Annotated in this window: 10 protein-coding genes; all 10 read right to left on the minus strand. The window is 44.3% G+C overall.

Features of this window, described 5'->3' with window-relative positions:
* Window positions 1-10: 10 nt before the first annotated feature.
* Window positions 11-628, minus strand: coding sequence for a ribosome biogenesis GTP-binding protein YihA/YsxC (gene yihA / locus AB5618_RS18340; protein ID WP_118582717.1), 618 nt, complete (start codon window positions 626-628; stop codon window positions 11-13).
* Window positions 629-645: 17 nt separating this feature from the next.
* Window positions 646-2,958 (minus strand): endopeptidase La, encoded by a 2,313-nt coding sequence (gene lon, locus AB5618_RS18345; RefSeq protein WP_118582714.1) that lies wholly within the window; start codon window positions 2,956-2,958, stop codon window positions 646-648.
* A gap of 19 nt (window positions 2,959-2,977) precedes the next feature.
* On the minus strand, window positions 2,978-4,300 hold the full coding sequence (gene clpX, locus AB5618_RS18350; protein ID WP_118582711.1) for an ATP-dependent Clp protease ATP-binding subunit ClpX: 1,323 nt from the start codon (window positions 4,298-4,300) through the stop codon (window positions 2,978-2,980).
* 328 nt (window positions 4,301-4,628) lie between these two features.
* A complete protein-coding gene (gene clpP / locus AB5618_RS18355; protein WP_118582708.1) occupies window positions 4,629-5,210 on the minus strand; it encodes an ATP-dependent Clp endopeptidase proteolytic subunit ClpP in 582 nt (193 codons plus the stop codon).
* A 120-nt stretch (window positions 5,211-5,330) separates the two neighbouring features.
* A complete protein-coding gene (gene tig, locus AB5618_RS18360; RefSeq protein ID WP_173770238.1) occupies window positions 5,331-6,638 on the minus strand; it encodes a trigger factor in 1,308 nt (435 codons plus the stop codon).
* A 202-nt stretch (window positions 6,639-6,840) separates the two neighbouring features.
* Complete coding sequence (locus tag AB5618_RS18365; RefSeq protein ID WP_173719368.1) at window positions 6,841-7,392, minus strand: DJ-1 family glyoxalase III; 552 nt, start codon at window positions 7,390-7,392, stop codon at window positions 6,841-6,843.
* A 90-nt stretch (window positions 7,393-7,482) separates the two neighbouring features.
* Window positions 7,483-8,277 carry a pyrroline-5-carboxylate reductase gene (gene proC, locus AB5618_RS18370; protein WP_173719367.1) on the minus strand — a complete coding sequence of 265 codons (795 nt, stop codon included), beginning with the start codon at window positions 8,275-8,277 and terminating at the stop codon, window positions 7,483-7,485.
* Window positions 8,278-8,338: 61 nt separating this feature from the next.
* Window positions 8,339-8,797 carry a CYTH domain-containing protein gene (locus tag AB5618_RS18375; protein ID WP_368366957.1) on the minus strand — a complete coding sequence of 153 codons (459 nt, stop codon included), beginning with the start codon at window positions 8,795-8,797 and terminating at the stop codon, window positions 8,339-8,341.
* A 138-nt stretch (window positions 8,798-8,935) separates the two neighbouring features.
* Window positions 8,936-10,471, minus strand: coding sequence for a 4-alpha-glucanotransferase (gene malQ / locus AB5618_RS18380; RefSeq protein WP_173772753.1), 1,536 nt, complete (start codon window positions 10,469-10,471; stop codon window positions 8,936-8,938).
* A gap of 436 nt (window positions 10,472-10,907) precedes the next feature.
* A complete protein-coding gene (locus AB5618_RS18385) occupies window positions 10,908-12,092 on the minus strand; it encodes a DnaJ C-terminal domain-containing protein (protein ID WP_173772754.1) in 1,185 nt (394 codons plus the stop codon).
* Window positions 12,093-12,496 lie beyond the last annotated feature (404 nt).

Below are 12,496 nucleotides of genomic sequence, written 5' to 3' on the forward strand. Positions count from 1 at the left end.
TCCTCGTCTGTCAGGCCTTCAGCTCGTCCGTAGCTGCCGGAACTGCACCGGTCAACTCGTCCATTAACGCCCAGATTTCATCTTTTCCCTGCTTTGTCTCAGCGGAAAAAGGAATGATCTTACTGCCCGGGCGCAGCTTCAGTCCGTCCTTGATAGCCTTAATATTCTTCTGTACCTGACTTCTTTTCAGCTTATCCAGCTTGGTTGCAATAATGATCGGATTGTATCCGTTATTTACGATCCAGTCATACATCAGCTTATCATTTGCAGATGGATCGTGCCGGATGTCGATCAGGAGAAATACTGCCTTCAGAGTCTGTGAGGTATGAAGATAACGCTCGATCATCTTTCCCCACTTCGCCTTCTCGGTCTCCGGAACCTTGGCATATCCATAACCTGGAAGATCCACAAGGTACATAAAATCATTTACATTATAAAAATTGATAGTCTGTGTTTTTCCCGGCTGGGAACTTGTTCTTGCCAGCGCTTTTCGGTTCAGCAGACCGTTAATGAGGGAGGATTTTCCCACATTGGATTTCCCTGCAAAAGCAATTTCAGGTCTTCCTGTGTCTGGCAGTTTGCTGGTGATGCCACAAACGATATCCAGTGAAACGTTTTTAATTACCATTTTTCCTACCTCTCATTTCAGGCAAGTGCCCGTTCCAGCACTTCATTCATATTTTCCACAAACGTGATCTTCAGTCCGTCTGTGATCTCCTCATCCAGTTCTTTGATGTCCGGTTTATTGGACTTTGGAACCAGTACTTCTTTAATCTTGGCGTACTTAGCTGCAAGAAGCTTCTCTTTCAATCCGCCGATTGGAAGTACACGACCTCTTAAGGTGATTTCACCAGTCATGGCAAGGTCCGCTCTTACCGGCTTGTCAATAATGGCAGAAAGCATTGCGGTTGCCATGGTAATTCCGGCTGACGGACCGTCCTTTGGCACTGCCCCTTCCGGAATATGTACGTGAATGTCATTTTCCTGGAAAAATTCCTGATTGATTCCATATCTGGCTGCTACAGAGCGGATGTAGCTGATGCCCGCTGTTGCAGACTCCTTCATCACGTCTCCAAGCTGTCCGGTAAGCACAAATTCCCCTTTACCCGGCATAATATTTACTTCGATCTGAAGGGTATCACCGCCAACCTGTGTCCAGGCAAGACCTCTTGCGATACCAACCTCATCCTTTTTATTCGCCATCAGGTAATTGTATTTCTCCTGCCCCAGAAAGCTCTCAAGGTTCTTGCCAGTGACCGTTACCTTCTCTTTGCCATCTTCCATGATCAGACGTGCTGTCTTACGACAGATCTGACCGATGAGACGTTCCAGATTGCGGACACCGGCTTCCTTCGTATAATTATTGATGATTTTTCGAAGAGCGCCGCCCTGAATGGAAAGTTTACCTTTCTCAATTCCATTGGCTTCCATTTGCTTGGGAATCAGATGCTCCTTTGCAATGTGCTCTTTCTCATTCTCCGTATAACCGCTGATCTCAATGACCTCCATTCGGTCAAGAAGCGGTCTTGGGATTCCCTGAATATCGTTGGCTGTTGCAATAAACAACACCTCTGAAAGATCCTGGGGAAGCTCCACATAATGGTCATTGAAATGACTGTTCTGCTCCGGATCCAACACCTCAAGAAGCGCAGAAGAAGTATCTCCCTTGTAATCACTGCTCGTCTTGTCAATTTCGTCCAGAAGCATAAGCGGATTGGCAACCTTTGCCTGCTGAAGGGCAACCGTAATCCTTCCCGGCATAGCACCCACATAAGTCTTTCTATGTCCGCGGATCTCAGCTTCATCCTTCACACCACCAAGACAGATACGGACATAACGCTTGCCAGTGGCTTCTGCAACAGATTTTGCAATAGAAGTCTTACCGGTTCCAGGAGGTCCCACAAGGCAAAGTATAGGAGATTTTCCTTTATGTGTCAGCTTACGTACAGACAGAAATTCCATAATACGCTCTTTTACATCTTTCAGACCATAATGACCTTCTTCAAGAATCTTCCAGGCTGCCTTCAGGTCTTCAGAATCCTCTGAGCACTTATCCCACGGAAGGGAAAGAAGTGTCTCAATATATCCCCGCAGAATGCTGCTCTCAGCGGCATTGGTGCTGGTGATTTTAAAGCGGCCGATTTCTTTGAAAATGCGATCCTTTACTTCCTGGGAAGCAGTAAGCTCTTTGGCTTTTCTGCGGAACTCCTCAGCCTCATCAGCAGTATTGTCCTCGCCAAGCTCCTCCCGTATCAGTTTCAGCTGTTCTCTCAAAATATATTCACGCTGGTTTTTATCTACACGCTTTTTCAGTTTCTGCTGAAGGTCGTGGCTGATATCCAGCACATTGATCTCATTGCTCAAAATGGCACCAAGAAGCTCATATCTGTCTGTCAGTCTTGCTGCCTCCAGAAGCTTCTGTTTGCTCTGCCAGGAAAGAGGCAGATTAATTACGATCTGGTCGATCAGCTCCGGTGCTTTCTCTATATTCATGATCTGGGCAGCCAGTTCTTTTCCAATCTTTCCACCCTTAGCGCAATAAGTTTGGAACAGCTCCCTGATACTTCTGTACATTGCCTCCAGCATCGCCTGAGGCAGTTCCTCTTCTTCCTCATTAACAAGAACAGTCTCTGCTCTTAAATATGGTGTCTCCTGTTCCAGACCAAGAAGTTCCGCCCTTCTTTTTCCCTCAACAAGAACACGCAGCAGGTTGTCAGGAAGTTTCACAACCTGCTTAATATATGCAATAGTTCCTACCTGAAACAGCTGTACAAATCCAGGATCTTCAATCTGGGGATCCTTCTGGGTTACCAGAAAGATCTTCTGATCCTGAAACATTGCCGCTTCGATTGCCTTTTTGGAACGTTCCCTGCTTACATCGAAATGAATGATCATTCCCGGAAGAATGGTAGTTCCGCGAAGGGCAAGGGCAGGAAGTACATTGATTGGCTCACTCATTTGTAGTCAAATCCCTTCATCAGGCTGTTTCCGGAGTACCCTTTTTGTGTGCACGCTGGCTTCTTCTGCCTGTATTTGCCGGATTCACCGGCTGCGCAGGAGCTTCCCCATGAACGATCTGAGGTTCACCAGTTCCCTCTACAGCTTCTTTTGTAATAATGCATTTACGAATGGTATCGTCAGACGGAGTCTTATACATCAGATCCATAAGAGTGCTCTCCATGATTGCACGAAGTCCTCTGGCTCCGGTTTTGCGTTCCATGGACTTTCTCGCCATAACGCGAAGTGCTTCATCTTCAAAATCAAGCTCTACTCCATCAAGTTCAAACAGTTTATGGTACTGCTTGGTCAGTGCGTTCTTCGGCTCCTGAAGGATGCGAAGAAGTGCGTTCTCATCAAGTCCGTCTAAGGTTACCACTACAGGCACACGTCCTACAAACTCCGGAATCAGTCCATAACGGATCAGGTCCTCAGGCATTACCTGCTTGAACAGTTCACCAACATTCTGTTCCTCTTTGGAAGCGACTTCTGCGCCAAAGCCAATTGCCTTGGTATCCTGTCTTCCCTCAATGATCTTCTCCAGACCGTCAAAGGCACCGCCGCAGATAAACAGAATATTTGTAGTATCAATCTGGATGAATTCCTGATGCGGATGCTTTCTTCCACCCTGAGGAGGAACACTTGCAACAGTGCCTTCCAGAATTTTCAGAAGTGCCTGCTGTACACCCTCTCCGGAAACATCACGAGTGATGGAAACATTCTCGGATTTACGTGTGATCTTGTCGATCTCATCTATATAAATAATTCCGTACTGTGCTCTGTCAATATCATAATCAGCAGCCTGAATGATTTTCAGAAGAATATTCTCAACATCTTCACCTACATATCCTGCCTCTGTCAGGGTAGTGGCGTCTGCAATGGCAAACGGTACATTCAGAAGTCTTGCCAGTGTCTGGGCAAGAAGTGTCTTACCGGAACCAGTTGGTCCAAGCATAAGGATATTGCTCTTCTGAAGCTCTACATCCAGATTCCTGGAAGCAGTAACACGTTTGTAATGATTGTATACAGCAACAGAAAGTGCTTTCTTTGCCTCATCCTGTCCGATTACATAGTCGTCCAGAATTGCATGGATTTCCTCTGGTTTCATCAGATTGATCTCAGATCCAAGAATATCTTCCTGATCGTATCCTCCAAATTCTTCCTCCATGATCTCCGAGCAGATACCTACACACTCATCGCAGATGTAGGCACCATCAGGTCCGGCGATTAATTTGCGGACCTGATCCTCGGTTTTCTGGCAAAAGGAACATCTTACTTTTCCTTCTCTTATCTTCTCAGCCATGAATCTTTAACTTTTCCTTTCTTTTAAATAAAGCAACCTTATTCAGAGCTATTCTGAAAAAAGTTTTCTTTATTTCTTAAAATTTGAAATTATTCTGTAAAATATACCTATTTTACAAAATTATCCCATTTTACAAGATAAGACTCCTGTTAGTTCAGGAGTCTTTTCTTACAGTAGCATGCAAAAGAAAACTCCGGCTATTAGAGTTCTAAAAACTCCAGGGGGATTTCTTTTGTTTTCAGTTTAGGCGGGAAAGTTTATACTGGAAATACACAAATATATTACATCTTCATCAGTGTACACTCGGTTATCCAGTTACAGTTTTTCCCTATTTGTGGGTTACAACACCATCGATCAGACCATAAGCCAATGCTTCCTCTGCGGACATGTAATTGTCACGGTCTGTATCTTTCTCTACTACCTCAAGAGGCTGTCCGGTGTTTGCAGCCAGAATTTCATTTAATGTTCTCTTTGTCTTGGCAATGTGATCTGCCACGATCTGGATCTCAGTAGCCTGTCCCTGGGCTCCGCCAGATGGCTGATGGATCATGATCGTAGAATTCGGCAGTGCAAATCTCTTACCCTTTGTACCACCAGCAAGAAGGAATGCTCCCATGCTGGCAGCCATTCCCAGACAAATAGTGGAAACGTCGCACTTGATATACTGCATGGTATCGTAGATAGCCATACCAGCTGTCACGGAACCACCCGGGCTGTTGATATAAAGCTGGATATCCTTTCCAGGATCCTCTGCTTCCAGAAAAAGCAACTCAGCAACTACCAGGCTGGCACTTACATCGTTTACTTCCTCTCCCAGGAAAATGATTCTGTCCTTCAGAAGCCTTGAATAGATGTCGTAGCTTCTCTCCCCTCTGCTTGTCTGCTCAATGACATAAGGCACTAAACTCATATATTCCCTCTTTTCTTATCAGATGCGCTCCACCTGGTCTGCATTATAATGCGCCAGAGAGAGCGCTTTCATAACAAAATAATTTTTCCCTCTTGGGATGTGCAGTTATCTGCCTGCTGATTATTCAGCGTCTGCTGCTTTCTCAACTTCAACTGCTGCATCAGCGATAACAGTAACAGCCTTCTGAACAGCCATATCTTTCTTCATCTGCTCAAGTCCGCTCTCACCGATAGCTTCTCTGATCTTGTCAGCTTCCATCTTGTAAGCATCTGCCATCTTCTGGATTTCTTCTGTGATCTCTTCTTCAGATGGCTGGATGTTCTCAGCCTCAGCTACTTTCTCAAGAACCAGTCTTGTCTGGATTCTCTTGAGAGCCTGTGGCTTCATGTCTTCCATCATCTTGTCCATGCTCTGGCCTGTGAACTGGAAGTACTGCTCCATGGATAATCCCTGCTGCTGCATTCTTCTGGAGAAATCGTCCATCATCTGACGGCACTCTGTCTTTGTCATAAGCTCCGGAATATCCATCTGTGCATTCTCAATTGCTTTATCTACTGCAGCGTTCTCTTTTGCAGTTCTTGCTTCTTTCTCTTTCTTCTCTGTCAGTTTCTTCTTAACATCTTCTTTGTACTCAGCAAGAGTATCAAATTCAGATACGTCTTTCGCAAACTCATCGTCAAGCTCCGGAACCTCTTTGGTCTCGATCTTCTTAACGTCACACTGGAATACAGCTTCCTTGCCAGCAAGCTCTTTTGCCTGATATTCCTCTGGGAAAGTAACCTTAACTTCTACATGGTCACCAGTGTTTGCTCCAACAAGCTGATCCTCGAATCCCGGGATAAATGTACCGGAACCAAGTGTAAGTGCGTAGTCAGTTCCTTTACCGCCGTCAAATGCAACACCATCAACAAATCCTTCGAAATCGATTGTTGTGATATCGCCGTTTGCAGCTGCACGATCCTCAACTGCAACTGTTCTTGCATTCTTATCCTGCTCTTTCTTAACCTCAGCGTCAACTTCCTCGTCTGTTACAGCAATCTCAGACTTCGGAACCTCTACACCCTTGTAATCTCCAAGAGTAACCTCTGGTTTCACAGCTACATCAGCTGTGAAGATAAGAGCTTTACCTGGCTCCATCTGTGTAACATTGATCTCCGGCTGGGAAACGATCTCAAGATCGCACTCGCCAAGAGCTTTTGTATACTCCTGTGGTACAAGAGAATTAACAGCGTCTTCCATGAATACACCCTTGCCATACATGCTCTCGATCATCTTTCTCGGAGCTTTTCCTTTACGGAATCCTGGAAGGCTGATTCTGCTTTTCTGTTTCTGGTAAGCTTTCTCCATTGCTTTGTCTAAATCTTCAGCGGAAACTTCGATGGTAAGCTTCGCCATGTTTTTCTCTAATTTCTCCACCTGTAAACTCATTTTCGTGTTCCTCCTTAATATATATCTCTCTGCATTCTTTCTGCGGTTATAAATGCGCAGGGTTTCCCCCTATTATTACAGTCATTGTAGAAGTATAGCACACCCCAATAAAAAACGCCAGTGTTTTTTATTGTTTTCCCTGTTATTTTTTGTGGAATTTTCCCTGTTATTCCTTGAAAATCAAGGTTTTTCAGAATATTTCCTACTTGTATACTACGGATTCTGCAATCTGGTCTGCTTTTTCCTGTCCAAGGAGCTGGGAAATCAGGGAAAGGGAAAAGTCAATTGCAGTTCCAAGTCCACGGCTTGTAGTAATATTTCCATCAATTACAACCTTTTCTTCAGACTTCACAGCATCTCCAAGACCGTCCATGCAGGCCGGGTATGCAGTGGCCTTCTTTCCATGTAAAAGTCCAATTTCTGCAAAAACAGTAGGTGCCGCGCAGATGGCTGCTATCTTACCTCCATTATTATAGAAGCTTTTAACCAGATCGGTAAGTGGCTCGAATCCTCCAAGATAAGTGGTTCCAGGCTGCCCGCCTGGGAGAACCAGCATGTCCGCGTCGGAGAAATCCGCCTCACGGAAGGTGGTATCGGTCAGCATGGTAATTCCATGGGCTGTGGTGATCTGTTTGGTGTTTTTAATAGAAACGGTTGTAATAGTGATTCCTGCTCTTCGCATAAGATCAACTACAGTTAAGCCTTCAATGTCTTCAAAACCGTCGGCGAGGAAGATGTATACTTTTTTGCTCATAGTGGAACCTCCTGATTCATTTTCACAATTATTTACTTATAGTTACTGCTCACTGGTAATATTCCGCGAGGTGTTTTTTGTAGGCAAAGCTCACATTTTCTTTCCTTTATCAGCAGCTCCCTGCAATGCTTCAAACACAGCACTGCGGAAACCATTTTTTTCCAGGATACGCACACCCTCAATGGTCGTTCCTGCCGGGGAGCATACCATATCCTTCAGTTCTCCCGGATGCATGCCTGTCTCCAGAAGCAGCTTCGCACTTCCAAGTACAGCCTGGGCAGCAAACTGATAGGCCTGTTTTCTTGGCATTCCCTGTGCCACAGCGGCATCTGCCATTGCTTCAATAAACATAAATACATAAGCCGGAGAGCACCCACTGACTGCGCTGACTGCGTCCATCAGCCTTTCTGGTACCACCTCTGTGCGACCGAAGCTGTTTGTAATGGCAAGAATCTGATCCAGATCCTCTTCTGTTACCCGATCATTGACACAGGCACCTGTCATTCCTGCCCCTACCTGTGCCGGGGTATTCGGCATAAGACGTACCACCTTTAACGGCTGCTCACATTTTTCTTCCAGCCATGCAAGAGTTTTACCGGGCGCAATTCCTACGATCATATGCTGTGGTGTCAGGAAATTTTTAATTTCACCGATTACCTCCTCATAGAATTGAGGCTTTACTGCTAATATAACAATATTTGCATTTTTCACAACTTCACAATTATCCAGAGTTGTCACAACTCCAAGTTTTTCCTGACTTCTTCTACTTCCTTCTTCTGTGAGATTTGAAACAATAATCTCATTTTTTTCAAACACACCATTTTTCAGGATTCCGCCGATCATTGCAGAACCCATATTTCCACATCCGATAAATCCGATTTTCATATCTTTGCGCTCCCTTCATGTAGGTCATTTGTTTGTTATTACTCATTATAAAATAAAAATTTTATCTCTTTTTCCCTTTACTTAGAGTACTGTTATGATACTCTGTAGAGTAGGTCACATCCTCCCCAAACCACTTAGGCGGCTGGTAGGCATGAGCGGCTTCTTCGTTTGGGAATTCCACCTCTGCCAGGAGAAGACCTTCGTAAGGGGCTTTGAATACGTCCAGTTCAATGGACAGGCCGTCTTTCTCGGGGATCACATAGCGGATCTTGGAGATCACGATTCCGTCTGCTTTTGATTTTAAGTGCTCATAGGATTCTTTTGTTAGCGGCAGATTGTATTCCTCTCTTGCCAGAAGTCCCTTGGATTTATAAGTCAGATAGTAATTGTCATTGGATTTGCGGATTCGCACTACCGGCTCTGTGCACAGATAGCCCTGCTCAATTGCCTTGCTTGGATACTGTTCCAGGTTTTCCGGAAGGTTTTCTCTCTTAACAAGAAACTTTCTCTCAATTTCCAACTTAGTTTCCTCCTCATGTTTTTTATGAAAAGCACGAACTTTTCAGCTCTCCGTATATACAAAATTGAGGGCAAACACCCTTGCCCTCAATTTTACTCTTCTACCTTTTTTTATGCAACAACTGATTAAATATTAAATTTATTCCATTTTCTCTTCCACCGGATCCGGGGTCCAGTTTTTCCTTCCGAATCTGGTCGCCAGAGTCAGCATCTCCTTCTGCAATTCTTTGCTGAACTGTCCTTCTTTCAGGCGCCACTTCCAGTTTGTTCCCAGAGTGGATGGCTGATTAATGCGGGCAGAATTATCAAGCTGCAGATAATCCTGAATCGGAATAATACATCTTCCGGCTACACTTCCCATAACCAGACGGATCATATTCCGGCAGATGCCTTTCTCATCATCGTGGAAGTTCCACAGATATTCCCGAACCATATGACGCTCCTCAGGGGTAATATCCCCATACCAGCCAAGCAGTGTCTCATTGTCGTGGGTTCCGGTATAAACCACACAGTTATTTGTGTAGTTATGAGGCAGATAATCACTGGCATTTCCAGTATCCCGCTCATCAAAGGCAAACTCGATTACTTTCATGTTTGGATAACCGCTCTCTTCCACAAGACGCTTCACAGAGTCAGTCATGAAGCCAAGGTCCTCAGCAATAATATCCTTGTGTCCCAACCGATAGGAAACGGTACGGAAAAGATCCATTCCCGGTCCTTTTTCCCACCAGCCACGTTTTGCATCCTTGTCACCATATGGAATCGCATAATATTCATCAAATCCACGGAAATGATCAATGCGGACAACATCATACATATTAAAGCAATGTGCCAGACGTTTGATCCACCACTCGAATCCGGTATTTTTATGCACATCCCATCTGTACAGCGGATTTCCCCAAAGCTGTCCTGTTGCAGAAAATCCATCTGGCGGACATCCGGCTACCTGTGTAGGCTCGTTATTTTCATCCAGTTTGAAAAGTCCTGGATTTGCCCAGGTATCTGCGCTGTCCATGGCAACATAGATCGGAATATCTCCGATAATACGAATTCCTCTTCTGTTTGCATACGCTTTCAGTTTCGCCCACTGTTCATAAAATTTGAACTGCATATACTCCTGGAATTCAATTTCAAAATACAGTTCTTTTCTGTAATAATCCAGTGCATTATTCCAGCGAAGACGGATGTCCTCCGCCCATTCTGTCCACGGAATTCCCTCAAAACGATCCTTCACCGCCATAAAAAGTGCATAATCGCCAAGCCAATGCGCCTGCTCCTGCTGGAATCTTACAAAGTCAGGATTTTTGGAAATATCGCTTCTCTCATAGGCTTTACGAAGAAGTTTGTATCGTCCTTTGTAAATTTTCTCATAATCCACATCATCTTCCCTGGAACCGAAATCCACAGCATCACACTCTTTTTCCGTAAGCACTCCCTCTTCGATCAGGTCTTCCAGACTGATAAAATAAGGATTTCCTGCAAAGGTGGAAAAAGACTGATAAGGTGAATCACCGTAGCTGGTTGGTCCAAGGGGCAGAATCTGCCAACAGCCCTGTCCGGCTGCCTTCAACTGATCCACAAACTCATAGGCACTTTTTGAAAAACATCCAATTCCGTATTTTGAAGGCAGACTACTGATTGGAAGCAGCACGCCACATTCTCTCTGATTTCCCATTTTTTCCTCCCTGTTCAAAAGCATCATACTTTAGCATATATTGTTACACTTATTACAGTTTAACATACATGTTTATATCATGCCACAATTCATGTACTTAAATCAATATCATTTTTTCAAGAAATATAGTGTTTTTTCTAATAATAATGATATTTCTTTTTATTCTTCACCAGACAGGACACAGAACCGGTCAATCCCAGAGCTTCTGCCATATGCGTTTTCTCTCCTTTTTGCTTTCCCGATCTGTAAAGCAGCACAAAAAATCCGAAATCGGACCTTTTTTAATAGATTTAGTCCGATTTCGGATTATGATCAAGACATAGAAACAAACTGCTTACATGCATTCAGCTTAGATTTAGCAAACCAAATTTTATACATGTAAGCTATATTGTACCTTTCGCTTATTTAATAAATAGTTATTTAATAGCAGGCAATTTTACGCTGTTCGACTTCCTCTTGTACCAGCCATTCTGGTACTGGTATCAAATTCACGAAGTCTCCGTTTGGATTCCTCGCTTAAATTTCTCGGTACCTGAACCTGGACGGTTACGTACAGATCACCGTAGACTCCAGCTTTTCCCATTGCCTGGATACCTTTTCCTTTCAGACGGATCTTGCTGCCAGACTGTGTGCCTTCCGGGATACGGCACATTACCTGGCCATTCAGGGTCTGGACTTTTGCCTCACCGCCCAGAGCAGCTGTGATGAACGGCACATTTACGGTGGTGTAAACGTCGGTGCCTTTTCGCTCAAAGCCAGGGCGCTCGCCTACATGAACCTTCAGAAGAAGATCCCCTGCGGGAGCACCTCCGTAACCTGGATTTCCTTTGCCTCTCAGACGGATACTCTTGCCGTTGTCAATTCCGGCAGGAATGTGAACTTTCAGAGTCTGTTTTCCACTGCCGTCTGCACCAGAAAGATTAATCAGCTTGTCGCAACCAAATGCTGCCTCGTTGAAGCTGATGGAAATTTCTGCGTTCAGGTCCTGGCCTTTCTTCTGGTGACTGCCACTAAAGCCGCTATTGCAGCTGTTTCCAAAGCCATCTCCATAACCGGTACCATCAAAACCTCCACTGCCGAAACTACCATTAAATCCGCTTCTAAAAGAGCCGTTTTCAAAACCAGAGTGACCAAAACCGCTTCCTCCAAATCCGTGTGCGGAACCAGCCTTTCCAGAATTGCTTCCTCCTCCGAAGCCTCCTCCAAACAGATTCTTCAGAATATCGTCCATGTCACCACCTTCGAAATGAAATTCCTGATAGCTGCCATCCGGACTTCTGTAAGCACCGCTATGACTATTTCCAAAACCGCCAAAGCCACTGAATCCAGAGCCGTCAAAGCCGCCGTTTCTATTAAAGCCACCTTCACCATATCCGGCACCGCCAGCACCTTCTTCAAATGCTGCATGACCGAACTGATCATAGAGTTTTTTCTTCTCAGGGTCACTGAGCACATTATATGCTTCTGTGACTTCCTTAAACTTTTCTTCAGCATCCGGATTTCCCGCGTTTGAATCCGGATGGTATTTCTTTGCCATCTTACGATAAGCTTTCTTTATAGCATCTTTATCCGCGCTGCGACTGATTCCCAGCACTTCATAATAATCTCTCTTTGCTCCCATACTGGTCACCTCTGACTCCTCATATTGCGAAATAAATTCATTACTGCCCACAGCTTTCATCCATATACTTTGTAATATATTTTCTGAATACAGTAATGTCAATTTATTGTAACTATTCAGTATCTACAAATTCCCCGGAATCTCTTCCGGGGAATGCTGTTGTCCATCTCCCGAACATCCACGGGAAATAACTTTTATTTTTGTTCTATTTGTAATATAACATTCATTCTTTTAAAAGTCAAGGTATGGAACATAATTTCATATTTTTTTCACATTAGGCTTTTTCAAACAGGCTTTAGAGTATTTTCAAGGTTACTGTTCACTGGTCAATGTCATTTAGTTAATTTTCAAGGTTAGATCTTATACATGAGGTCTAACCTCTTTTTTAGTTTTTCCCTAAATAG

The sequence above is a fragment of the Ruminococcus sp. J1101004sp1_RTP21198st1_B9_RTP21198_201120 genome, from assembly GCF_040924245.1.
GTDB lineage: Bacteria > Bacillota > Clostridia > Lachnospirales > Lachnospiraceae > Blautia_A > Blautia_A faecis.